21 protein-coding genes are annotated in these 26,156 nt (G+C 41.5%); 17 read left to right on the forward strand and 4 right to left on the reverse strand.

What is annotated here, in order from left to right:
• Positions 1-32: 32 nt before the first annotated feature.
• The 12 genes from cheY to NLF92_RS02710 all read left to right on the forward strand — a co-directional run bounded on the left by cheY (position 33) and on the right by NLF92_RS02710 (position 14,803).
• Positions 33-416, forward strand: coding sequence for a chemotaxis response regulator CheY (gene cheY, locus NLF92_RS02655; RefSeq protein ID WP_254098587.1), 384 nt, complete (start codon positions 33-35; stop codon positions 414-416).
• 27 nt (positions 417-443) lie between these two features.
• On the forward strand, positions 444-1,178 hold the full coding sequence (locus tag NLF92_RS02660; RefSeq protein ID WP_254098589.1) for a protein phosphatase CheZ: 735 nt from the start codon (positions 444-446) through the stop codon (positions 1,176-1,178).
• 10 nt (positions 1,179-1,188) lie between these two features.
• Complete coding sequence (locus NLF92_RS02665) at positions 1,189-3,414, forward strand: chemotaxis protein CheA (RefSeq protein ID WP_254098591.1); 2,226 nt, start codon at positions 1,189-1,191, stop codon at positions 3,412-3,414.
• A gap of 11 nt (positions 3,415-3,425) precedes the next feature.
• A complete protein-coding gene (locus NLF92_RS02670; RefSeq protein WP_254098593.1) occupies positions 3,426-4,541 on the forward strand; it encodes a protein-glutamate methylesterase/protein-glutamine glutaminase in 1,116 nt (371 codons plus the stop codon).
• Positions 4,538-5,395, forward strand: coding sequence for a ParA family protein (locus tag NLF92_RS02675; protein WP_254098595.1), 858 nt, complete (start codon positions 4,538-4,540; stop codon positions 5,393-5,395). The genes NLF92_RS02670 and NLF92_RS02675 overlap by 4 nt, the downstream gene beginning before the upstream one ends.
• A complete protein-coding gene (locus NLF92_RS02680) occupies positions 5,388-6,203 on the forward strand; it encodes a chemotaxis protein CheW (RefSeq protein ID WP_254098597.1) in 816 nt (271 codons plus the stop codon). Before NLF92_RS02675 ends, NLF92_RS02680 begins: the two co-directional genes overlap by 8 nt.
• 22 nt (positions 6,204-6,225) lie before the next feature.
• The gene (locus NLF92_RS02685) at positions 6,226-6,717 is read left to right on the forward strand and encodes a chemotaxis protein CheW (protein WP_254098598.1); all 492 of its coding nucleotides are present in this window, start codon (positions 6,226-6,228) and stop codon (positions 6,715-6,717) included.
• Positions 6,718-6,835: 118 nt separating this feature from the next.
• The gene (locus NLF92_RS02690) at positions 6,836-7,288 is read left to right on the forward strand and encodes a DUF2802 domain-containing protein (RefSeq protein WP_254098600.1); all 453 of its coding nucleotides are present in this window, start codon (positions 6,836-6,838) and stop codon (positions 7,286-7,288) included.
• Positions 7,289-7,516: 228 nt separating this feature from the next.
• Entirely contained in the window at positions 7,517-8,452 is a 936-nt protein-coding gene (locus NLF92_RS02695; RefSeq protein WP_254098602.1) for a homoserine O-succinyltransferase, read from the forward strand.
• A 27-nt stretch (positions 8,453-8,479) separates the two neighbouring features.
• Positions 8,480-9,523: a homocysteine S-methyltransferase family protein gene (locus NLF92_RS02700; RefSeq protein ID WP_254098604.1), complete on the forward strand. Its 1,044-nt coding sequence runs from the start codon at positions 8,480-8,482 to the stop codon at positions 9,521-9,523.
• Positions 9,524-9,532: 9 nt separating this feature from the next.
• Complete coding sequence (metH, locus tag NLF92_RS02705; RefSeq protein WP_254098606.1) at positions 9,533-12,160, forward strand: methionine synthase; 2,628 nt, start codon at positions 9,533-9,535, stop codon at positions 12,158-12,160.
• A gap of 78 nt (positions 12,161-12,238) precedes the next feature.
• A complete protein-coding gene (locus NLF92_RS02710; protein WP_254098608.1) occupies positions 12,239-14,803 on the forward strand; it encodes a B12-binding domain-containing radical SAM protein in 2,565 nt (854 codons plus the stop codon).
• Here the strand turns inward: NLF92_RS02710 and NLF92_RS02715 are convergent.
• Complete coding sequence (locus tag NLF92_RS02715) at positions 14,800-16,422, reverse strand: NAD(P)/FAD-dependent oxidoreductase (RefSeq protein WP_254098610.1); 1,623 nt, start codon at positions 16,420-16,422, stop codon at positions 14,800-14,802. The genes NLF92_RS02710 and NLF92_RS02715 overlap by 4 nt on opposite strands.
• Positions 16,423-16,590: 168 nt before the next feature.
• Between NLF92_RS02715 and fdxA the strand changes: the two genes are divergently transcribed.
• Complete coding sequence (fdxA, locus tag NLF92_RS02720; RefSeq protein ID WP_254098612.1) at positions 16,591-16,929, forward strand: ferredoxin FdxA; 339 nt, start codon at positions 16,591-16,593, stop codon at positions 16,927-16,929.
• Between the two features lie 35 nt (positions 16,930-16,964).
• Here the strand turns inward: fdxA and rlmE are convergent, their stop codons facing one another.
• Positions 16,965-17,585: a 23S rRNA (uridine(2552)-2'-O)-methyltransferase RlmE gene (gene rlmE / locus NLF92_RS02725; protein WP_254098614.1), complete on the reverse strand. Its 621-nt coding sequence runs from the start codon at positions 17,583-17,585 to the stop codon at positions 16,965-16,967.
• Positions 17,586-17,677: 92 nt separating this feature from the next.
• On the opposite strand from rlmE, the gene NLF92_RS02730 reads away from it, so the two are divergent.
• Positions 17,678-18,427, forward strand: coding sequence for a TrmH family RNA methyltransferase (locus tag NLF92_RS02730; RefSeq protein ID WP_254098616.1), 750 nt, complete (start codon positions 17,678-17,680; stop codon positions 18,425-18,427).
• A gap of 191 nt (positions 18,428-18,618) precedes the next feature.
• Here NLF92_RS02730 and NLF92_RS02735 read toward each other — a convergent pair whose 3' ends face one another.
• Together NLF92_RS02735 and NLF92_RS02740 are read right to left on the reverse strand one after the other, a co-directional pair.
• A complete protein-coding gene (locus tag NLF92_RS02735; RefSeq protein WP_254098618.1) occupies positions 18,619-20,697 on the reverse strand; it encodes a M13 family metallopeptidase in 2,079 nt (692 codons plus the stop codon).
• Positions 20,698-20,837: 140 nt separating this feature from the next.
• Positions 20,838-22,028, reverse strand: a complete 1,191-nt coding sequence (locus NLF92_RS02740; RefSeq protein ID WP_254098620.1) for a GNAT family N-acetyltransferase — start codon at positions 22,026-22,028, stop codon at positions 20,838-20,840.
• Positions 22,029-22,103: 75 nt separating this feature from the next.
• On the opposite strand from NLF92_RS02740, the gene NLF92_RS02745 reads away from it, so the two are divergent.
• The 3 genes from NLF92_RS02745 (at position 22,104) to csrA (ending at position 25,999) form a co-directional block, all read left to right on the forward strand.
• A complete protein-coding gene (locus NLF92_RS02745) occupies positions 22,104-22,790 on the forward strand; it encodes a regulatory protein RecX (protein ID WP_254098622.1) in 687 nt (228 codons plus the stop codon).
• Positions 22,791-23,062: 272 nt separating this feature from the next.
• Complete coding sequence (gene alaS / locus NLF92_RS02750; RefSeq protein ID WP_254098624.1) at positions 23,063-25,666, forward strand: alanine--tRNA ligase; 2,604 nt, start codon at positions 23,063-23,065, stop codon at positions 25,664-25,666.
• Positions 25,667-25,795: 129 nt separating this feature from the next.
• Complete coding sequence (gene csrA, locus NLF92_RS02755) at positions 25,796-25,999, forward strand: carbon storage regulator CsrA (RefSeq protein WP_254098626.1); 204 nt, start codon at positions 25,796-25,798, stop codon at positions 25,997-25,999.
• Positions 26,000-26,156: the final 157 nt, after the last annotated feature.

Raw genomic sequence — 26,156 nt, forward strand, 5'->3', positions numbered from 1 at the left:
GTTAAAAAATTAGAAAGTGAGGAAGAGGGCACATGGACACTAATATGAAAATTTTGGTTGTAGATGATTTTTCTACAATGCGCAGAATCATTAAAAATTTATTAAAAGACTTGGGTTTTTCTAATATTCAAGAAGCCGATGATGGCAATACCGCATTACCTATGTTGAATCAGGGGGACTTTGATTTTGTGGTGACTGATTGGAACATGCCAGGCATGCAAGGCATAGATTTATTACGGGCCATTCGAGCGGATGATAAGTTAAAACATTTACCGGTACTCATGGTAACTGCGGAAGCTAAAAAAGAACAAATCGTTGCTGCCGCACAAGCTGGTGTGAATGGATATGTAGTGAAGCCATTTACAGCTGCGACTCTAAAAGAAAAGTTAGATAAAATTTTCCAGCGTTTGGGTTAATCCAAAAAGTGAGTTAAGGAGACCTTGATGTCTGAAACAACTACGTCATTAATGTCGCTTGCAGAAGCGCACCAACTAGTGAAATATTTAGAAAATGGCCAAGTAATTGAAGCAAATGCAGCTATTGATGCTGCAGCTTTGCGTTCTGCGCCAGAAATATTTACTGAAGTTGGAAAATTGACGCGTCAGTTACATGATTCATTAAATAATTTTCAGTTAGATGCCCGAATTACTGGTCTAGTCGAAGAAGACATTCCAGATGCTGAATCTCGTTTGGAGTACGTGATTGAAGAAACTGAAAAAGCAGCCAATACGACCATGGATGCTTTAGAAAAAAGTATGCCGATTACTGAGGAGATAAACACTCGCATTGCAGAGATCCTTCCTGAATGGGACAAGTTGATGTCGCGCGAGATTGTCGTCGGTGAATTCAAAGCTTTGTGCTTAGAACTGGATAAATTACTCAAAGATACTTCTCAAGAAACTCAGCAGCTTAATAGTTTGATGACCGAAGTATTAATGGCCCAAGGATATCAAGACCTTACTGGCCAAGTGATTCGACGGGTGATTACTCTAGTGAAAGAAGTACAAGATAATTTAGTCCATATGCTGACGGTTTTTGGTGAGCCAGTGGTGGATAAAAAAGCAGAGCCTGAAAATAAAATCAAAGCGGAAGGACCCGTAATTGATGCCGAACAACGCGATGATGTGGTCAACGGACAAGATGATGTTGATGACTTACTATCAAGTTTAGGATTCTAGAGAGGGATATATGTCATTTGATGTCGATGAAGATATTTTACAAGACTTTTTAGTTGAAGCTGGTGAGATATTAGAACAATTACAAGAACAGCTAGTTGAGCTAGAAAATAATCCAGAAGACGGAGAACTATTGAATGCTATTTTCCGTGGTTATCACACCGTAAAAGGCGGTGCTGGGTTTTTATCATTGGGTGAATTAGTTGATATTTGCCATGGGGCTGAAAATGTCTTTGATGTTATGCGCAATGGTCAAAGAAGCCTTAATGCTGAAGTCATGGATGTTATTCTTCAGGCAACAGATGTTGTTGTGGATATGTTTGAAGATGTCAAAGCGCGCAATCCGCTAGAGGCAGCACCTGCAGAATTGATTGATATCCTGCATAAGTTAAGTTCTCCTGAAACACCTGGAGAAACGATTTTGGGCGAGTCTACTGAAGTCATTGAAAATGTGACTGACGAGATGCCTGAAGCCACCAATGATAATGCAAATGCGGGTTCTCAAGGTAATGCTGGTGATGGTATTGACGCCATTACAGAAGATGAATTCGAGGATTTATTAGACGAGCTGCACGGTAAAGGCGCACCAATAGCACCCACTACAAACAGTGAGAAAGCAACTTCTGCCAACGCTTCTTCGGATGAAATCAGTGATGATGAATTTGAAGCCTTATTAGATGATTTACATGGCAAAGGCCAGTTTAAAACAGCGGCTGACAACACCGCAGAAAGTGGTGCAAAAGGATCTGCTGCTACAACGTCTAGTGCACCTGCTGGCGGACCAAGTACTACAAATAGTGACGAAATCAGTGATGATGAATTTGAAGCGCTGTTAGATCAGCTTCATGGATCTGGGAAAGCACCGCAGAATCAACAGGTAGCTAAACCTGGTGCACCAGACTCGAAAACCGACCAACCGTCAACACCAGCTGCTAACTCCCCTAAGTCAGTGACAGCGCAAAATCAAAAATCGGCGGCAGCACCGGCCTCATCTAACGTGGCAAAAAGTTCTGCTCCAGTCAAAGCAGCGGGTAAAGATTCGAAGAAAGCGAACACTGCACCTCAAGCTGAAACGACAGTCCGTGTCGATACTCGTCGTTTAGATGAAATTATGAATATGGTGGGTGAACTGGTATTGGTTCGCAACCGTCTCATTAGTCTGGGGATTAATTCCAGTGATGAGAGTATGACCAAAGCGATTGCCAATTTGGATGTAGTTACTGGTGATTTGCAAGGTGCAGTCATGAAAACCCGAATGCAACCGATTAAAAAGGTCTTTGGTCGTTTTCCTCGCGTGGTCCGTGATTTGGCGCGGAGTTTAAAGAAAGAAATTACGCTGGAGTTAGTTGGAGAAGACACAGATTTAGACAAAAACTTGGTAGAAGCACTTGCTGATCCATTAGTGCATTTGGTTCGCAACTCGGTTGATCATGGTGTAGAAATGCCTGATGAACGTGAGGCGGCAGGTAAACCGCGTATGGGGGTTGTCAAGTTAGCGGCCTCTCAAGAGGGCGATCATATTTTACTAACCATCGAAGATGATGGTAAAGGCATGGACGCAGAAAAACTGAAACAAATCGCTATTGACCGTGGTGTGTTAGATGTTGATGCGGCGGCAAGGATGTCGGATGTTGAAGCTTATAATTTGATTTTCGCTCCAGGTTTTTCAACAAAAACTGAGATCACTGACGTATCCGGTCGTGGTGTTGGTATGGATGTGGTGAAAACCAAAATCAATCAACTCAATGGCTCAGTCAATATCCACTCAGAACTGGGTGTTGGTACTCGACTAGAGATTAAAGTACCACTGACACTTGCGATATTACCGACGTTAATGATCGAAAGTGGTGCCCAGACATTTGCTTTACCATTGGGCAGTGTGAATGAAATTATTAATATGGATATCAAAAAGACCAACAAAGTTGATGGTCAGTTAACCATGATTGTACGTGACCGAGCAATTCCATTGTTTTATTTGCATGATTGGTTAAACCCACTAGCAGAGCCCACCCCCAGGGACACAGGGCATGTTGTTGTGGTGCAGATATCAACCCAACAAGTGGGCTTTGTGGTGGATGCATTGATCGGACAGGAAGAGGTCGTTATAAAACCTCTAGATAAATTACTGCAAGGTACAGCAGGTATGGCAGGTGCGACTATTACCTCTGATGGTGGTATTGCGTTGATTTTGGATATTCCTAGTTTATTGAAGCGGTACGCTAACAGTAACTTAAAATAAGAGACGCATTTGTGAACTATACAGTATTGGTAGTAGATGATTCGATCTTCCACCGTCGCCGTTTAAAGGAGATGATTGAGGAGGATGCGCGATTAAAAGTTATTGATGCAGCGAGTAATGGTAAGGAAGCGATTTTAAAAGCAAAGGAATTGTCTCCAGACATCATCACAATGGACGTGGAAATGCCGGTTTTAGACGGTATTTCTGCGGTTAAACAAATTATGCAACACCAGCCTGTACCGATATTAATGTTTTCGTCACTGACGGCCGAAGGTGCTGACCAGACATTAGACGCATTAGACGCTGGGGCCGTTGATTTTTTATTAAAAGAATTTGATAACAAGTTTAACCCTGATAAAGATGTAGGTTTTAAACTACGCAGTAAAATTTTGACATTAGTGCGTAAACGTCATACTTTGAAACGCCAAACGCGTGATATTGCTAAGCTAAAGAATGCTCCTAAAACATTTATTAGAGCTGAAAAAACACTAGTTACTGCACCTGTCGCTGAACCTGTTAAAATCATTTCTGGTGTAGTTAAATCAGGTAAGACGTATAAATGTTTAGCGATTGGTGCATCTACTGGTGGGCCTGTTGCGCTACAGAAAACACTTGCTGTATTACCAGCTTCTTTTCCCTATCCAATATTCTTGGTCCAACATATGCCAGGTTCGTTTACCGAAGCATTTGCGCAGAGGTTGAATCAGACATCAAATGTTTCTGTAAAGTTAGCTAAAGATGGCGAGAAAGTGCAACCGGGAGTCGCCTACCTAGCGCCGGGTGGTCGTCAAATGTTATTAAAAGGAACGAGTAGTGCTTGTACGATAAGAATTACTGACATTGAAGATGACGGTCGTATTTTATATAAACCGAGTGTTGATTTAACTTTTTTTGATATTGCTAAAGTCTATGGTGGTGATGTACTAGCACTTATTTTGACAGGTATGGGCAGTGATGGCACTGAAGCTTGTACGCGCTTAAAACGACTTGGGGCAACGATTTGGGCGCAAGACGAAAAGTCATCTGTGGTCTACGGTATGCCTGGTGCAGTGACCAAAGCAAAGGTTGCTCAAGTCAACATTGATCTCGAACATATCAGTCAATGCATCAAGAGTGAAATGGTATGAAACAGTGTCAAGTGTGGACGATTGCTAATCAAAAAGGTGGGGTAGGTAAAACTACCACCACCGTTTCGTTAGCCGGATTATTAGCTGAGCAAGCCTACAAAGTATTACTGATAGATTTAGATCCACACGCTTCTTTATCTCATTATTTTACTGCAGATGCACGAGTAAACCATTCAATTTTTGAGGTATTGATCGCTCAATATCCGCAACAACGTTTACCAGAACTGATTCAAAAAACAACATTTACCAATATTGATATTGTATCTGGTAGTATGAATTTAGCGACGCTAGATGGTCAATACGGACAAATGCAAGGAATGGGCTTGCAACTGACTAATGGTATTAAAGCTGTGGTAGATGAATACGATTATGTATTAATTGATTGTCCGCCTATGTTAGGCGTATTAATGATAAATGCTCTGGCAGCTTGTCAGCATGTTGTGATCCCAGTACAAGTTGAGCATTTGGCTTTGCAAGGCTTAACTAAGATGATGCAATCGTTGACTATGTTGGAAACTAAACTCCACAAAGCATTACCTTCCACAATTTTACCCACTATGTTTGATAAACGATTAAAGGCCAGTGCACGTGCCTATCAGACGCTTAGAGAAGAATACCCTAAAAACTTGTGGAAAGGCGTCATACCTGTGGATACTCAATTCAGAGAAGCGAGTAGTCAGTTAACCCCTATAAATATTGCATACCCAAAAGCGAAAGGGAATAAAGCGTACACGATGGCATTGATGCATATTCAACATCAATGTCGACCTGGAAAAATCAGAAAACTACCCAATCATAAAAACACTCAACCTATCGATGATTTCTCTAATGATCAAGGGGCCTTGCATGCGTGAAGTGTTGCCACTGGATGATTTTCTAGATACGTTGTTAGCGGATGAACCGAATTTGGGACATCTTGGCCGTGTACCTGCTCATTCAGCAGTCGAGCTAGTCGAAGAGTTGGATAGTTCGCCATTGGAAACATTATTTTTAAATGCTTTACATCGTTATCCTGAGTTGGCGGAGCCGGTTTTACCAGAGTTTGATGCACCCGCATCGGCAGATATTACTGCCCTCGCTGTCCCACAAGTTGTTGCTCCTGTTGTGCCAGAAATGCAAGAGCAAAATAGTTCAGTCAATACATCACAAAGCACCATTTCAGATACCGATTATACGCCGACTGTTACTGAATATGGCTACTTACACGAACGAGTTGCCAGGTCTTTTCAAAGTATTGTATGTGTGATTAATGGTACTCAAATTGCGCTTCCTTTGGCTGAGCTTGGTGGGATCCATCAAATATCCAAAATCGAGCGTATTGCGGGTAAGGCACAGTGGTGTTTGGGTGTGATGGACATCAAAGGCACGAACTATAATGTGGTTGATGGCAGCCGCTGGTTGATAGATCCTAATGGTCGTGTTGCTGATGAAGTGGAAAGTCCATATCAATATGTAATTTTATTAAATGACAGTAATTGGGGTATAGCTTGCCATGATTTGGTCGATACTGTTTTATGTGAAAAAGAAAATATTAAATGGCGTGATCCGTCACGCTCTAAGCCTTGGTTAGCCGGTATCATAAAAGAGCAAATGTGCATTTTGTTAGACACGTTTGCAGTTGTTGATATGGTGCAACAAGGTTTGGTCAGTAACCAACAATAAAGAGTACAGTGGAGTAAAAGGTATGAATGAAGAACGTGTTATCGAACAATCTGGTTCTGAGAAGGATGAAGTACTACAATGGGTAACATATTGCTTAGCTGATGAGACTTACGGCATTAATGTAATGCAGGTTCAGGAAGTCCTTCGTTATACAGAAATCGCACCGGTACCTGGAGCCCCTGATTATGTTTTAGGTATTATTAATTTACGTGGTAACGTAGTGACCGTTATCGACACGAGTTCTCGATTTGGACTGTTGCCAGGTGAAGTCACTGATAATACCCGTATTGTTATTATTGAATCAGAGAATAATGTCGTTGGTATTTTAGTCGACAGTGTGGCGGAAGTTGTATACTTGAAAACCTCAGAGATTGATTCGACACCCAATGTAGGTACCGAAGAAAGCGCTAAATTTATTCAAGGTGTTTCTAATCGAGAGGATGGTTTGCTGATATTAGTAGACTTAAACAAGTTACTCACTGAAGAAGAATGGGATGAAATCGGCGGTTTATAATCATCGCTAATTGAGAAACTGTGCCAAGTGCAGAACTCATAATCAGCTTCTTCATTTAAAGGAACACTTTGTTAGTTGGGACAAAGTGTTTCTTCGTCGTTAAATAGGATAGGTATTGATGAGTGTTTTAGAGATTGGACTATTAGTTGTATTTGGTATTGCCTTTCTAGGGTTATTGTATGCCTATATGTGTGCTAAAAAGGTCTCTCAGCATGAAATGCTTATCCAAAAATTATTAAGTGAACAAAAAGCTAACCTCGCGAGTATTTCTGCGTTACAACAAAAAATGGGACATTTACATACCGAATTAGGTCAAAAAGTCCAAGTGCAGGGGGAATCATTAAGTCATTTCGAAACTAAAATAGACGCTGCTGTTTTTGCTTTGCAAAATGAACAACAAATCCTCAGTCAGAAAGTTGCCGCATTAGGTGAGCAAGATCCACAAATTAAACTCTATGCAAAAGCGGCTAAGTTGATTGCTGAAGGAGCAGATATTGAGGAAATTATTACTGCTTGTGATTTGCCGCGTGCAGAGTTAGAGATATTACAAAGTATGCAAGGTTCTTCATAGCATAGCAGACCTAAAGCTTTGCATTAGCTAGCAAAGACACTGTATCAGTAGATGCACATTTTCATTGGCCACTTAATTTTCATTTGCTCCTACATATATTAGTCAGTTCAGGTACTAGCCACTTGAGAATTTATTTACGAACGAAGACGTTTAGACGTCTAGACGTAAACTCTTGACATTTACCCCAAATCAGACACAATAACTCTATGCTATTGAAAGGAGTGTGTTATGCCTATTCGGATCCCTGAAAATTTACCTGCACAAAACGTACTGACACAAGAGAATATCTTTGTCATGGACCTAGCACGTGCTGGTGAGCAGGATATTCGGCCAATGGAAGTAGGCATTTTAAATTTGATGCCAAATAAGATCGAAACTGAGATCCAAATATTACGTTTGTTATCGAATACGCCACTACAAATTAACATCGATTTGATTCGCATTGATGATCAGGTGCCCAAAAATACTCCCCAATCACATATGGATGATTTTTATCAACCGTTTAGCCAGATTAAGGCAAAGCAATATGATGGTTTGATCATCACAGGGGCTCCTTTAGGATTCAAAGCCTATGAAGATGTCACCTATTGGACGCAAATCCAAGAAATATTTGATTGGGCACAAATCAATGTCCAATCCACATTGTATCTTTGCTGGGCGGCACATGCCGCGATGTATCATTTCCATGGAGTCGTTCGGGATATTCGTCCGACTAAATTATCCGGGATTTTCGAGCATGCGGTACTTGCGCCCACCAATGAGTTAATGCGTGGTTTTGATCCATATTTTTTTGCGCCACACTCTAGGTTTGGTAATATTCCTGAAGCGGTTTATGCAAAGACACCAGGCATTGAGGTGCTCGCTGCAGGCTCAGAATGTGGTGCATATATATGTGCTACTACAGATAAACGACAGGTGTTTGTCACAGGGCACCCAGAGTATGATGCAGATACTTTATTACAGGAATATATAAGAGATTCAGCTCAATCTAGTGAGACAGCTATCCCTGTAAACTATTTTAAAGCAGATGATCCCAGCCAAGAGATACTCGTTAGATGGCGATCTCATGGCACCTTATTGTATACCAATTGGCTTAATTATTACGTGTATCAAGTGACACCGTATGATTTAACAACACTTCCTAAACACAGTTATTCGATTTAATAACGCTTTTTTATAAGTAGGTTTTTCGTGACAACTTTATCCAAACTTTCTACGTTAGCAAAAGAACGTATCCTTATTCTCGATGGGGCAATGGGAACCATGATCCAAGAGCGTCAGTTTTCCGAGGAAGATTACCGAGGTGAACAATTTGCAAATTGGCACTGTGATGTAAAGGGCAATAATGATTTATTAGTTTTGACGCAGCCCGAGGCGATAAAAGCGATTCATGCCGCTTACTTCGCTGCCGGTGCAGATATTATTGAGACCAACACTTTTAATGCAACTACGATAGCCATGGCAGATTATGACATGCAGGATATTGCTAAAGATATCAATATTGCTGCAGCTCGTATTGCCAAAGAAGTGGCATTGGAATACTCCACCCCGGAGAAGCCTCGTTTTGTAGCGGGCGTTCTTGGTCCGACGAATCGGACCGCTTCTATTTCACCAGACGTCAATGATCCAGGTGCACGGAATGTGACTTTTGACGAGCTTGTTGCAGCATATGAAGAAGCCACTGAGGCACTTATTTTTGGTGGTGTTGACATCATCATGTTAGAAACTATTTTTGATACTCTTAATGCAAAGGCCGCTGCATATGCGGTCGAATCAGTATTTGAAAAACTAGATAAACGCTTACCAGTAATGGTTTCAGGGACAATTACCGACGCTTCAGGTCGGACCCTATCTGGTCAAACGACTGCGGCATTCTATCATTCGTTGCGTCACCTGCAGCCATTTTCATTTGGGCTCAACTGTGCCCTAGGTCCAGATTTGTTACGTCAGTATGTCGATGAATTATCGTCTATCTCAGAGAGTTTTGTCTCTGCGCATCCCAACGCAGGTTTACCGAATGAGTTTGGCGAATACGATCTAGAAGCTGATGAGATGGCTGAACATATTAAAGAATGGGCGAACTCAGGTTTAGTTAACGTAGTAGGAGGGTGTTGCGGTTCGACACCTGAACATATTGCTGCATTTGCCAAAGTGACGGCTGGTATAAAGCCTCGTCAATTACCTGATATCGACGTAAAAATGCGTTTATCGGGTCTTGAACCATTTGTTCATTAGGAGATGATGATGAGTGAACAAACTATTTTAGCATCACGTTTTATCAATATTGGAGAACGAACCAATGTTACGGGTTCAGCCATGTTCAAGCGTCTGATCCTAGAAGAAGATTATGAAACGGCCTTAGAGGTTGCCAAGCAACAAGTTGAGAACGGCGCTCAGATCATCGATATTAATATGGATGAAGCGATGTTGGATTCAGAGGCTGCCATGGTCAGATTTTTGAATTTGATTGCTGCTGAACCAGATATTTCCAAAGTACCGATTATGATCGATTCTTCGAAATGGACGGTGATTGAAGCGGGTTTAAAATGCGTCCAAGGTAAAGCCGTTGTTAATTCGATCAGCCTAAAAGAAGGCGAAGCGCCTTTTATCGAGCAAGCAAAAAAAATTAAACGTTATGGCGCAGCTACGGTTGTTATGGCATTTGATGAAACCGGTCAAGCAGATACAATTGAGCGCAAATACGATATTTGCGCCCGCAGTTATAAAATTTTGGTTGAAGAGGTGGGCTTTCCACCAGAAGATATTATCTTTGACCCGAATATTTTCGCCGTTGCGACAGGGATCGAAGAACATAACAATTACGCCGTAGATTTTATTGAAGCAACGCGCAAAATTCGCCAAAACCTGCCACATTGTCATGTGTCAGGTGGCCTATCAAATATTTCTTTCTCATTTCGAGGAAATAACCCTGTCCGAGAAGCGATGCATTCGGTATTTTTGTACCATGCTATTCGTGCTGGTATGGACATGGCTATTGTCAATGCTGGGCAACTTGAAGTGTATGATGAAATTCCCAAAGAACTGCGTGATGCTGTCGAAGATGTCATTTTAAATCGTCATGACGAAGCAACTGATAACCTACTTGAGTTGGCTCCAAAATACCAAGGCGATGGCAAAGCAGCAAAAGCTGAAGATTTGTCTTGGCGTGAACTGCCAGTCAATAAGCGTTTGGAACATGGCCTGGTCAAAGGTATTACCGACTATATTATTGAAGATACTGAGGCTGCGCGTCTTGCTGCTGAAAAACCATTACACGTCATAGAAGGTCCGTTAATGGACGGTATGAATGTGGTGGGCGATTTATTTGGCGAAGGTAAAATGTTCCTGCCACAAGTTGTAAAATCTGCTCGGGTAATGAAAAAAGCCGTTGGTCATTTGCAACCGTTTATCGAGGCGGAAAAAGACGGAAAATCCCAATCTAATGGGAAGATTGTGATGGCCACAGTAAAAGGTGATGTCCATGATATTGGAAAAAATATCGTAGGTGTCGTCTTGCAATGTAATAACTTTGAAGTGATTGATTTAGGCGTGATGGTACCTTGTGCGAAAATATTACAAGTAGCTAAAGACGAGGGTGCAGATATGATAGGTTTATCTGGATTGATCACGCCATCTTTGGATGAAATGGTATATGTCGCTAAAGAAATGCAACGTTTGGGAATGGATTTACCGCTTCTAATAGGTGGGGCAACGACATCAAAGGCACATACCGCAGTAAAAATTGAGCAAAATTATGACCACCCAGTGGTTTATGTGCCTAACGCCAGTCGTGCTGTTGGCGTCTGTCAGCAATTAATTTCTGACGAGTTACGTCCACAATTAGCAGCGAAACTCGATAAAGAATACGCAACAGTACGTGAACAACACGCTCGCAAACAGCCGCGTTCTAAACCAATTTCACTAGAGGCAGCTCGTGCCAATAAGTTTAGTTGTGATTGGTCTGCAGTGGATATTGTGACCCCAGCGCAGTTAGGGGTACAAGAAGTCTCGGTTGATTTAGCGACTTTAGTGGATTATATCGATTGGACGCCGTTCTTTATGACTTGGTCTTTAGCTGGCAAATACCCACGGATTTTGACCGATGAGGTCGTCGGACGCGAAGCAACTGAATTATTCAATGACGCGCAACATATGCTACAAACTTTGATAGCTGATAAAACATTACAAGCCAAAGGGGTATTTGGTTTATTTGCGGCGAATAGTGTGCTGGATGATATTGAAATTTATCCTACAGTTGGGCAAACGGTTATTGCTCATAATCTTCGTCAACAAACCCATAAGCCTAAGGGATTTAATTACTGCTTAAGTGATTATATTGCGCCGAAATCTTCCGGTAGAACCGACTATATTGGCGCATTTGCCGTAACGGGCGGGATTGGCGAAGACGAACTTGCTGAGCGTTTCATTGCGCAAGGTGATGATTATAACGGGATAATGGTAAAAGCACTGGCCGATCGTTTTGCTGAAGCCTTTGCTGAATATCTGCATCAACAAGTTCGTAAAGTCCATTGGGCTTATGCGCCGAATGAGACGCTGGGCAACGATGATTTGATCCGAGAAAAATACCAAGGTATACGTCCAGCACCTGGTTATGCCGCATGTCCTGAACACACTGAGAAACAACTCATTTGGGATCTGTTACAAGTGGAAGAACGCATTGGTATGAAGTTGACAGAAAGTTTCGCCATGTGGCCGGGAGCATCTGTGTCTGGTTGGTATTTTGCTCATCCAGAAGCTAGATATTTTGCTGTTGCACAAATTCAAACTGATCAGCGTGATGATTATGCATTGCGTAAAAAATGGTCAACTGAAACAGCTGATATGTGGCTAGGTCCCAACCTCAACGGTTAGCCTTTACAAGGAATTAACAAGGGTTTATTCTCAAAACATCGATACACATACTTTATCACTGAATAGTAGGTGCTTGGCTTGTTTATAAACCCTTACAAGATTATATTCTTTCGCAATGGCATGCCTTTATTGGCCAATGTTGCAGGTACCTCCCAATCTATTCCAATGGGTGATGCTGATTTAGTATTAATAGAGACTGCGGCACTTCATGCTGGTTTGCCAGTACCACAAATTGCCGACGAAATAGCTCAGCAACCTTTACTCACTTCAGTATTTACTCACCTTGATTACGCTAAAGTAACCCAGCGTTTACAACAATACGTGGATGTTGGTGCGTTATTAACAGAAGCGGTCGCTGAACCACCAGTGATCACAGCTAAATCTTTGTCTGAGCTATCATCACTTCAGACAAACCCACTGTTGAGTTCCGTGACCACTGTTCCCGATGCGCTGCGGTTGAGTACACATTTTAGTGTTTCATTGACGGCACAAGGTTTTGTGGCATGGTCAGCAGCGGTTAATGAATTTGTGAGCTTAACAGCATTAGATGTCATGTGTTTGTTGGGATTTGGTGAGGGTAAGTCGTTAGCATCTGTACTCCAACAAAAACCATTTTTGCAAACACAGCAAGCGAATTTAGAGGAAAAAGTCGCTCTGTGGTTTGCCGCTGGTCTATTGGCTCCGAAAAAAGAAGTGATTGCACAAACAGAGCTCGATCTGCAACCGTTTCAAACCGATACTCAGCACGCACTGACTTTAGATATACCTAAAGATTGGCAGCAAACCAGTAAAGACCAGCGGATCCCAGTGTATTTTGTACCTCATATGGAAAACCATTTTCCTTTGGCATTAGGGGTGTTATACAGCGCATTATTGGCCTATGAAGATGGTGTTTTAACGGATACATTTAATTTCATCCCGTTGAATTATATGAAACCTGATGCACTGTTCAATGGTCCTTACCGTAAGTTTGGTCCAGGTGTATGGTTGTTTAGTAATTACATGTGGTCGATAGATTTAAACTTGCAAATCAGCCAAGCGGTAGTCCAACATAACGCAGGAAATTATACTATTCACGGTGGGCCAAGTACTCCCGATTATCCACATGCGTGTGAGGCTTTTCTAGCGGAAAACCCTTCCATAGACATTGCTGTGCACGGTGAGGGTGAAATCACGATTACTGAGATATTTGCGACTTTACAACGCACTGCAAAAGGACGTATTGAAGCTGATTTACGTAAATTGGCCTCGGTCACCGGCCTTACTTATCGGGAGCGTACGACGGGACGTTTTTTACGTACTGCAGACCGCGAGCGAATGAAATCACCAGACGCGGTACCATCTCCTTATTTATCAGGGTTGTTTGATGCTTATCAAGGCCGCGTGGAAGCCGCTATTATTGAGACAAATCGCGGTTGTCCTTATGGTTGTACTTTTTGTGACTGGGGCTCTGCAACGAATCAAAAAATCCGTAAATTTGACCTCGAAAGGGTTAAAGATGAAATTACCTGGATAGGTGAAAATAAAATCCGAGTGATGTGGATTGCCGATGCGAATTATGGCTTGTACGACCGAGATATTGAAATTTCACAATTTATCGTTGATACCAAAAAGCGCTATGGTTATCCACAAGAAATTGTTGTGAACTACACTAAAAACTCCACGTGGCGTTTAGTGGAAATCATAAAGATTTTCACTGAGGGAGGCATTATCGGACAAGGGATCATCTCCATCCAAACGACGGATGAGAAAACTCTTGAAGTCATTAACCGCAAGAATATCCGCACCCAGCGTTATGATGAATTGGCACAGGCTTTCACTGATTTGAATCTACCTCTATCTACGGATTTGATGATTGGTTTACCTGGTATGACTCTGGCTAGTTTCCAAGCTGATCTTCAGCGTTATATAGATATGGATGTTTCGGTCAAAGCGTACCCTACACAGTTGCTACCTAATAGCCCTATGGCTGCTCCAGATTATCTTGAAAAGTACGAAATAAAAGCAGACGAACATGGTTTCTTAACTTCTACATATAGTTATACACCTGCGGATCTGAAAAAAATGAAAGCGTTGTATGAAGTGTATGTTATGGCGGATGGATATGGTTTATTACGCTACGTCATGCGTTACCTACAATGGGAATATCAGGTCGCTGCGGGACAATTTATGCATGATTTACTGGATGATTGTACTGCTGAACCTGACCGTTATCCCTTATTGACATGGGCCGTACGCTTTTTTAATAGTGATAAATCGATGCCTTGTGGTTGGCAAGCATTTTATGCCCAAGTGAGTCAATACCTTCAGGCGCGATACCAAGTTGCAATAGATACTGGATGGCAAACGGTATTCAAAGTTAATACTGCCGCGATGCCGGATGATGCTGTGAGTTACCCTAAACAGATCGCGCTGGACCATGATTTTGTGACGTATTTTAAAGCCGCGTCACAGGTGCTGAGTCATAGTGAGGAGTCTGTTCAGCCATTAATGACATTGTCACCTGCTAGTATGACTTTTACAGATCCGAATCGTTTAGCAAGTGTAGATCTAAATTCGGCTCAATATGATTCGCATCAGTATTTCTGGGAGTTGCATTCTGCAGTTGCGCGGCCTAAGTCACTAGCTGAATTTGCTGCCTAATCGTGGTTTAAAGGTGTTGCCTGGGAATGAGCCAAGGCAACGGCTTCGGCGACTCTGATCCCATCAATACCCGCTGACCAAATCCCACCAGCATAACCCGCTCCTTCACCAGCAGGGTAGAGCCCCTTAATATTAACACTTTCATAGCCTTTACCGCGTTTTATGCAAATAGGTGATGATGTACGGGTTTCAACACCAGTGAGCAAGCCATCATGTTTTGCAAAACCTTTGATTTGTCGGTTAAATGCAGGAATAGCTTCTTGGATTGCTTCACTGACAAAATCCGGTACGACTTTACGCAAATCGGTTAGAGTAATTCCTGGGGTATAAGACGGTTTTACCTCGCCTAACTCAGCACTGGATTGGCCTTTCAAAAAGTCACCGATGAGTTGCGCAGGAGCGTGATAATTTTCGCCACCAACTTTGAAAGCTAATTCTTCTAAAGAACGTTGTAAATCAATACCTGCTAGAGGATGGTCTGGGTAATCCTGTTCTGGCGTAATGCCCACGACTATTGCACTGTTTGCATTGCGTTCATGGCGTGAGTATTGGCTCATTCCGTTGGTCACTACGCGGCCTGGTTCTGATGCCGCAGCTACGACGGTTCCTCCAGGACACATACAAAAGCTATATACTGTTCGACCATTGTGGCAATGGTGAACAAGTTTGTAGTCAGCCGCTCCCAAAATGGGATTGCCAGCATTCTCTCCAAAGCGACATTGATCAATCATGCTTTGTTCATGTTCAATGCGAAAACCCACTGAAAACGGCTTTGCTTCGATATACACACCTTGATCATACAAAGCTTGGAATGTGTCTCGAGCACTATGTCCGACAGCTAGAATAACCTGTTTACATGCCAAATATTCATCATTGTTCAGGTGTAACCCTTGGATAGTATCACCGGCAATGTCGAGTTTTTCTACACGGGTACTAAAACGGATTTCACCACCTAAAGAGATGATTTGCTCGCGCATTTTTTCGACCATGTTGACGAGTTTGAAAGTCCCTATATGCGGTTTACTGACATACATGATTTCTTCTGGAGCACCAGCGTCAACAAACTCCTTGAGTACTTTACGACCATAAAATTTACGGTCTTTGACCTGACTATACAATTTACCATCGGAAAATGTCCCGGCACCCCCTTCTCCAAATTGCACGTTTGATTCGGGATTTAAGGGTTTTTTACGCCAAAAACCAAAGGTATCTTTAGTGCGTTCACGCACGGCTTTTCCGCGTTCTAGCACGATCGGTTTAAACCCCATTTGTGCGAGAATGAGAGCAGCAAACAACCCACAAGGGCCCAAACCAACGACAACAGGACGGTCAGTAACTTCGCTTGGTGCTTGTGCCACAAACTTATAGCGCATGTCAGGAGTAGGGCGCACATGTTGGTCATTAGCAAATTTCGCCAAAAGGTCGTTTTCGTTGGCAATGCGACAATCAAGTGTATAAATGAGCTGAATATTATTGTTATTACGTGCGTCATAACCGCGTTTAAACATCTCAAAACTTTGTAGCTCGGTTTTAGGAATATTTAGTTTTGCTAAGATAGCTTCCTCTAAATCCGTTTCCGAATGGTTTAAAGGGAGGATGATATCGGTCAAACGTAACATAGTAAATATTCTCAGTAAGCGCACAGACAATCTGTACATGTGTTTATTTTAAATGAGTTAGCGAGTAGATGATAGTTTTACACCGATTTTGCGATAAAAAGTCACAGTTCTTGAGTTTTAAAGTAGTTAGACTAAAATCCGTTTGTTTTTTCAAATAAGGTGCTCAGCATGGCTTTTGTGGTAACAGATAACTGTATCAAGTGTAAGTACACTGATTGTGTTGAGGTGTGTCCGGTAGATGCGTTTTTTGAGGGGCCTAATTTTCTTGTTATCGACCCTAGTATCTGTATTGACTGTGCACTGTGTGTGCCTGAATGTCCAGCCGAAGCAATTTACCAAGATACAGAAATTCCAGATGATCAAGTGCATTACATTTCTTTAAATGATGAGCTTAGTCAAAAATGGCCGGTAATTACTGAGTTAAAGCCTGCTCCCCAAGACGCGGATGAATGGAACGGTGTCCCAGATAAGTTGCATTTGCTAGATAAAAGTGCCCCAACAAAATAAGCGGCTTAACGCATACCTTGCTAGGACGTGTTTACCTATCCTTTGAATCCTTTTGCAACAAGATAAACTTCGCGAGAACGAGGGCGAGATGCAGCAGGTTTACGAACAATGACTTGTTTAAAGGATGAACGAACGTCTTTGACATACTCTTCATAACCTACGCCTTGAAAAACTTTGGCACAAAAAGCTCCATTTGGCTTCAGTACATTGCGAGCCATATCCAGCGCCAATTCAACCAAATACATCGATGCGTATTGATCCGTCGTATTCACTCCGCTCATGTTGGGAGCCATATCAGACACCACCGTATCAACCATCTCATCGCCTAGCATTTTCAATATTTCTTCATAAACGACAGCTTCGGTGAAGTCTCCTTGTAAGAAGGAAACACCAGGGATACCGTCCATTGGAAGGATATCAGAGGCGATAACACGACCGTTGTCACCCACCATCGGTGCGATGATTTGTGACCATCCTCCTGGAGCAGAACCAAGGTCCATCACAGTACTGTTAGGTCGTATGATGTTATCTTTTTCATTGATTTCAATCAGCTTATAACTCGCACGAGAACGATAACCGTCAGCTTGGGCCTTTTTTACATAAGGGTCATTGACGTGTTCTTCCATCCATTTTTTACTGGTTTTTGATTTTGCCATTGTTTGGGTGTGCTTCTAGTATCGAAAAATCTATACATATTGTATGCTTGTGCGCGTAAATTGCCAATTTTTGCTTATAGGATCATAAATCAATGAAGCTGGATGATGTTAAAAAACTCCATCAAAAAAAATACCGGACACAGCTTGGTTATTATCTAATTGAAGGAGAACACTTGATTCTAGAATGTTACAACGCATTCCAACAAGGCCGACTTGACCTTCATTCACAGCCTTTGTTTCTTTATGTGACAGCCGAGCATGTCGCTTGGGCTGAATCGTTAAGTGCTGTTTTTTCAATCAAAGTGGTCAACGATAAACAGATGAAAGTGATCAGTGATACCAAATCTCCTCAAGGCATGGTGGCTTGTGTACCTCTTTCTCAGGCAACTAGCCAACAAAAAACGCATACCAAGATGCGTTTTGTATATTTGCATGAAGTCCAAGATCCGGGCAATTTAGGTACGATCTTGAGAACCTTAGGTTGGTTTGGACAGTTTACGTTATTGTTGAGTCCCAATAGTGTCGATCCTTACAACGCCAAAGTAGTCCGAGCAAGCATGGGCGCTATTTTTCATGTCCCGGTCGAATTGGATGTTACTTTTCAGCAGTTAACTGCGCGGTTTACCAACTTTGCTTATTTAGATATGCAAGGCAAACCTATTCAAGCACCAGATTTTAAGGCGTTTGCATGTTATTTATTTGGCAATGAAGCGCGCGGTGTTCCACATGAATTATTAGCAAATACTGAAGCCCAAGCGTTTACCATTGGTGGTTCTGGAGAAATAGATTCTTTGAATTTAGGCAGTGCTGTTAGTATGAGTGTATATGAACTGGCCCGCTAGTTAACCTGCTCCCTTAGACCACAAACAGGATTGTGCAGGTAAATATATCAATGATGACGGCTTAAATTTTAGAACCATGATAAAAATATCCCCTTGAGAGCTAACTCAATCGCAAGGGGATAGTATGTAAGGAAACTTTGATTTTTGGTAATAAGAACAATGTATCATTTATACATTGTTCCGCTGTAGATCTACCAAATACGCACACGGTCTTCTGGAGCAAGATACAATGCGTCACCTGGTTTAACATCAAACGCTTCATACCACGCATCGTGGTTACGCGGTGCTAGTGCACGATAGCGACCTGGTGCATGCGTACCACCTCGTAACTGATTTAGCATACTTTCTTCAGTACGTTTTTCACGCCATACTTGAGCCCATGCTAAGAAGAAGCGTTGATCGCCAGTAGTGCCATCGATGATAGGGGCTTCTTCACCATTTAAGCTAAGTTTATAAGCGTGGTAAGCCATGGCTAAACCACCGACATCACCGATGTTTTCACCCAATGAGTTTTGACCATTAACGAAGTTTCCTTCGATCGGCTCATACGCAGAATACTGTGCAGCCAACATTTGAGTTTTTTCCTCAAATGCAGCACGGTCGGCGTCTGTCCACCAATTACGTTGAATACCGTTGGCATCTGATTTTGAGCCTTGGTCGTCAAAACCATGGCCCATTTCGTGGCCGATTACTGCACCAATACCACCATAATTGACTGCCGGATCAGCATTTGGATCAAAGAATGGAGGTTGTAAAATTGCAGCAGGGAAAACAATTTCGTTAAAGGATGAATTGTAATATGCATTCACGCGTTGTGGCACCATACCCCAGCGTTCACGATCAGTTGGCTTCATCTCATTGGCAACGTCTTTCGCTTGGAAAAACTCTCGTAAATTACGCACGTTACCGACTAAGTTATCAGCAGAGATAGCAACACCGCTGAAATCGATAGCCACATCAGGGTAACCAATTTTTGGACGGAAGGCGGCAAGTTTAGCTTTGGCATTAACTTTGGTTTCTTCGCCCATCCAATCTAGACCATCAATCCGTTCGCCAAGTGCTGTGCGCAAGTTCTCAACTAATTCTGACATTTTTTCTTTAGAGCTTTCTGGGAAAAAACGCTCTGTGTAGATCTCACCGATAGCAAAACCTAAACTTTCTGTACTCGCCATAGCGGATATCGCACGCTTCCAACGAGGGCGAGGTTCTTTTTGGCCATTTAATACAGTACCAGCAAAGGCAAAATTAGCATTGTAGATATCTTCTGAAAGTAACGATGCGTTATTTGCAATCAAATGATAGGTAGAATAAGCTTTCCAAGTCTCTAAATCGGCATTGTTAATGAGTGTAATCGCAGCTTTGATAGGCTCCGGTTGAGTTACGTTAATGTGCGGAATTTTTAGACCAGAGGAAGCAAAAAATGCATCCCAATCAAAGCCAGTAAATTCAGCGGCAAAGTCTTCGCGAGAATATTGATTTAATGTTAGGTCGCGGTTGCGACGCTTCTCACGTGGCCACAAATATTCGGCAATTTGTGTTTCTAGTGCAACGATTGCTTTTGCTTGGGCTGTTGCATCGGCTTCGCTAATTCCGGTAAAGCTAAGCATTTGCGCAATATGCTTAGTATACTCAGCACGGATATTGGCAAACCGTTCTGAATCAACCAAATAGTAATCACGGTCAGGAAGTCCAATACCACCAGCACCAAGTTGCAGTTGATATTCATTTGGATCTAAACGGTTAGTCCATAAGCCACCCCAAATTGTGGATGTACCTCCGGTTAACCAAGCTTCACCAAATACTTCTGTTAAATTAGCAACAGAAGAGATAGCTGCTATTTTATCTAAATCCGCTTGGATAGGTTTTAAGCCCAGTTTGTTTAATGTCGCTGTATCCATGTATGCATTATAAAAATCAGCCACCAGTTTTTCGTTACCCGTCAAGTCCGTTTTAGCTGCTAATTCGTCAATAATAGCTTTAACTTGTTCGTTCGAACGGTCGGCTAATTTAGAAAAAGCACCGTAGCGTGTTTTATCACTGGGTAATTCGTAGTTTTTATACCAAGTACCGCCCGCATACATAAAGAAATCATGACCAGGTTTTACCGATAAGTCTCGTGCGTCCAACTCTATACCAAATGACCCAAGTTCTGCTGCAGGTGCAATTTCAGTGGTAGTGACGGCTGTGGCTGCTTCTGTCGGTGCTTGTTGTGAGCATGCACCAAGTAAAAAAGTACTGGCGACAAGGCTCGCAATTAACGTTTTATTCATTATTGTTCCCTAAGGTTCTGTTGTTATTTTTTTGTAGGCAAAGACTGACAAAAATAGTGGACACTGTCAATTTTGCTACGATATATGCTGGTTTGGAAATCAATTAGTTTGCGATACATTGGTTGGTCTATACACTCTGATCAAAGTGACTCGTTTTCCTTGCGAAATGGTAATAATTCATCGCATTGAAGCTTATATGCTTGGATAGCGGGTTTTTCGCGCTGGACAAAATCTTCTACCGCATGCGCAAAATCAGGGTGATTGAGTAGGTGATAAGAATGACAATAGGTCGGTGCAAAGCCTCGTAATATTTTATGTTCGCCTTGGGTACCAGGATTAAAGCGTTGGATATTTTGTTGGATAGCAAATTCAATCCCTTGATAGTAACAGCACTCAAAGTGTAAACCGTCGGCTTCATTTAGTGCACCCCAATAACGTCCGTATAACTCAGTTGTGTCGTACAAAAAGAACGCAGCAGCGATAGGCCGTTCATTTTCATATGCAATAACAAGTAATATGTGTTCAGCCATATCATTGTACAAGCGTTCAAAAAAGTTTCGGGTCAAGTATCCCTCATGTCCACTGCGTTTGAGATAGGTGATTTTGTAGCATTCGTAAAAAAATGCCATATGTTCTGAGCTAAGTTCAGTCCCAAAGTGCTGTTTAACTGAAATCCCTTGTTTAGCAATTTTGTTACGTTCTTTTTTGATTGATTTACGTTTGCGTGACACCATCCAAGATAAATAGTCAGTAAAGTCCGTATAGTTTTGATTTTGCCATTCAAATTGCAAAGACCATCTTTGAGACAGTTTAGTTTCACTGTTCAATAAGGTATTTTCAGTGTGATTAACAAATAGAAGATGCGCGGATGAGAACCCTTGCTCTGTTATATATTCGGGTAAGGCTTGACCTAGGAAGTCTATTATTGCTGCGCGGTTTATTGAATTGTCGGTTGACTCTGTGGTGTTAGTTACTAGCTCAATAAACCCAATTCGTTGTTTGGTAATTGGGGTAAACGGTACGGCACAAATCCATTTTGGATAATAATTAAACCCATGTTGAGCGTATGCATTCGCCCAAGCATGGTCAAAAATATATTCGCCATAACTATGTGATTTACTATATCCGGGCAGTAACGCGACTAAGTCAGCTGCTTTATAAATACCAATAAAATGTGGCGTCCAACCTGTTTTAGAACCGACACTGTGGCTTTCTTCGAGGGCTAATAAAAAAGAGTACTGTAGAGTGGGACCACCATTCGCAAAAGCACGCTGCCAAGAATCCTTACCGATTTGCGCAATACTTGAAAAAGATTTTAATGAATAAGTCATGTAGATTCAGTGACAAGTTGTATGGTTTTTTTTACCATAATAGCGCAGATTAGGTTCACAAAAGAAGTGATGTTTATGTCCCAAGCAACTCCTAACAAAGATAAAACGCTAGCAGTACTAAGAGAGAAGATGTCTCAGCTGGAACAAAGTACCACGGATATATCTAATTTTGTCGATACACCAGACACTTCGTTTCTAGAGCCTGATAAGGGTCAGAAAAAATCATCGGATGACTCTATATCACAGCAAGCTTTTATCAGTAACGCAGATGCTGATGATATCGCAGTCGCAAAAAAAGAAACGTATAAACAACTGCGTCATAAAATAACGCGTTTGCTGTCCAAGCGTGAGCACAGTGTTGCGGAAATTATCCAAAAACTATCGCAACAAGAGTTTTCGACTTCAGACATTAATACGGTATTAGATAAATTTGTTGAAAACGGGATCCAATCTGATGCGCGATTTACCTTTCATTTTGTCCGCAACTGTATGATGAAAGGGCAAGGTTTATCTCGGGTAAAACAAGCATTAAAGGTTCACAATATTGATTCTTCGATGTTGCACGAAGCATTGGATGAATTAGAAATTGATTGGTACAGCAGAGCTTATGAAGTCAAGTGCAAGAAATTTGGTGAAGAAGTCGAGACGGATTGGCAAAAGAAACAAAAACAAATGCGCTTTCTACAATATCGCGGCTTTAGCCAAGACCAAATTTCTTTCGCGATTACCGAATCCCCAAAAGATGAGTCGTACAGAAGCTAATTGCCTTTTTTATAGAAATGAGTAAAGCGTTGTATGAGGCCCGTTATCATTTTGCAATGGTGCTAAAAATGGTGCTAAAAATGCAAAAGATGTTGCTAAATTGACCTAGTTATCTGTCTATTTATTAAGAATTTCACCAAATTAGATCTTAAAACACATCTGCATTTGTGATATTTTACGCACTTATTTTTCTATATGAAGTATATTTTTTATACAGGTTCTTCGTAACTAATTGTTTTAATTTATTTTATTATTCCACTAAAGGATTAACTATGGCGCGCTCAACCGCTGATATCAGACAAGCTTTCCTTGATTATTTTCAAAAAAATCAACATCAAGTGGTTTCTAGCTCATCTTTAGTTCCTGCAGATGACCCTACGTTATTATTCACCAACGCGGGCATGAATCAGTTCAAAGACGTATTTCTAGGTACTGATAAACGTTCTTACAACCGAGCTGTTTCTTCACAGCGATGTGTCAGAGCCGGTGGTAAGCACAATGATTTAGATAATGTGGGATATACAGCACGTCACCATACTTTCTTTGAAATGTTAGGTAACTTTTCTTTTGGCGACTATTTCAAAGAAGATGCCATTCGTATGGCGTGGGAGTTTTTAACTGTCACCTTAGGCTTACCGGCTGAAAAATTATTAGTCACAGTATATCACGAAGATGATGAAGCCTTTGCCATTTGGCAGCAAAAAATTGGTTTAGCAGAAGATAAAATCATCCGCATTTCAACTTCTGATAACTTTTGGTCGATGGGTGATACCGGTCCTTGTGGTCCATGTTCTGAGATCTTTTATGATCATGGCGAACACATATGGGGGGGTAAGCCAGGCACACCTGAAGAAGATGGTGACCGCTTTATTGAAATTTGGAATTTAGTTTTCATGCAGTACAACCGTTCTGCCGATGGCACTATGGAACCATTACCTAAACCTTCGATTGATACTGGAATGGGCCTAGAGCGTATTTCTGCAATATTGCAAAATGTGCACAGCAACTACGAAATTGATATTTTTCAAGCATTGATTAAAGCTGCTGCTGACGTTGTTGGAACCACTGATTTATCGGATAAATCATTACGTGTTATTGCCGATCACATTCGTTCATGTAGCTTTTTAATTTGTGATGGTGTTATGCCATCTAATGAAGGCCGTGGTTATGTACTGCGTCGCATCATTCGTCGCGCTGTTCGTCATGGTTATCGCTTGGGTGCTGATGATATCTTCTTCTATAAATTAGTATCTGCATTATCTTCGCAAATGGGCGATGCATACCCTGAGTTGACTGAACAGTTACCGGTGATTGAAAAAGTATTAAGGGTAGAAGAAGAGCAATTTTCCAAGACCCTTGACCGTGGTATGAACATATTAAATGAATCACTCAAGGATATTGAGGGTTCAGTTATTCCTGGTGATTTGGTATTTAAATTATACGATACTTATGGTTTCCCAGCAGATTTAACCGCTGATGTTGCCCGTGAACAAAATTACACTATAGATGAAGATGGCTTTGCTGCAGCTATGGCAGAACAAAAAGCGCGAGCACAAAAGGCGAGTAATTTTGGTACAGACTACAACGAGTTATTAACGGTTGAGCATAATACTGAGTTTACAGGATATACCTGTGTTAGTGATACTGCCTCTGTGTTGGAAATCATAGTAAATAATGAATCCGTTTCTAGTATTACTGCCGAACAAAGCGGTATTGTTATTCTGGATAAAACCGCTTTCTATGCTGAGTCAGGTGGTCAAGTCGGTGATTGTGGTGACATCCTAAATAATAAAGGTGAAGTGGTATTTACGGTTCAGGACACTCAAAAACTCAATGCAGCATTTGCCCATCAGGGTATGGCTGCTGCTGTACTTAATGTCGGTGATACGGTTACAACAAAAGTAGATACAACAAGACGTCAGGCAATTGCGCTAAATCACAGTGCTACCCATCTTCTACATGCTGCATTACGGAACATCCTAGGTGAGCATGTTAATCAAAAAGGGTCTCTAGTAGACCACGAAAAACTACGCTTTGATTTTGCGCATTTTGAAGGTGTTACTACTGCGCAATTGGTAGAGGTGGAAAACAGTGTGAATGAACAAATTCGCGCCAACCACATACTCGATACACGCTTGATGGATTTAGAATCAGCAAAAGCATCTGGTGCTATGGCACTGTTTGGTGAAAAATACGATGATGACGTACGCGTTGTCAAAATGGGTGATTTTTCAACTGAACTTTGTGGTGGGATCCACGTAAAAGCAACAGGTGATATTGGTCTGCTTAAGATCACTTCAGAAAGTGGTATCGCATCTGGTGTGCGCAGAATAGAAGCTGTTACAGGCGCAACTGCCTTGGCATTAGTCCAAGAACAGCAAAGTACGTTACAAACAGTCGCTAGTCTGTTCAAAACTGATGCTAAAAATGTACTTGATAAAGTACAGCTACAAAATGCAAATATTAAAAACTTAGAAAAAGAGCTAAACGCATTAAAGCAAAAGCTAGCAAGTCAACAAGGTTCTGATTTGTTAAGTAAAGTACAAAAAATCAAAGAACAAAATGTTTTAGTCGCAAATTTACCAGGTGTAGAGGCGAAAGCGCTTCGCGGTATGTTGGATGAGCTGAAACAAAAAATTTCTTCTGGGATCATTGTTTTAGGTGTGCCTGGAGAAAACAAAGTTAACCTTATCGCGGGAGTGACTCCTGATTTGGTTGGCCAAGTAAAAGCAGGGGAATTAATCAACTTTGTAGCCTCACAAGTAGGTGGTAAAGGCGGTGGTCGACCTGATATGGCTCAAGCTGGTGGAAGTCAGCCTGAGAATTTGGAAAATGCATTGTCATCAGTATATAAATTTATTGAAGAAAAAATTTAGTCTTTTCTAAATTTGTACATATACTTATTTCAGTGTTTTCGTAGTGACCGAAAACAACAAGGAAGCTGAAAACGTCATTGACAGTTTTCAAAACATGGATGAATAACTTAAAGGAACAGGAGCAAAAGAATGCTTATCTTGACTCGTCGTGTTGGAGAAACTTTAATGGTAGGTGATGACGTCACCGTGACTGTACTTGGTGTGAAAGGCAACCAAGTGAGAATCGGAGTTAACGCCCCAAAAGAAGTATCAGTTCATCGTGAAGAAATTTACATGAGAATCCAAGCTGAAAAAGGTTCTGGCAACGGAACTGAGCAAAATACTCACTCGTAAGGGTGTTTATACGAAAAGGCCGGTTTTTACCGGTTTTTTTGTGCCTGCAACAAAATAAGGCTTGCCATTATACCGTTAACCAACAAACATTATTGGAAATACGGAAATACGGAAATACGGAAATACGGAAATACGGAAATACGGAAATACGGAAATA

The sequence above is a fragment of the Opacimonas viscosa genome, from assembly GCF_024199005.1.
Classification (GTDB): Bacteria; Pseudomonadota; Gammaproteobacteria; order Enterobacterales; family Alteromonadaceae; genus Opacimonas; species Opacimonas viscosa.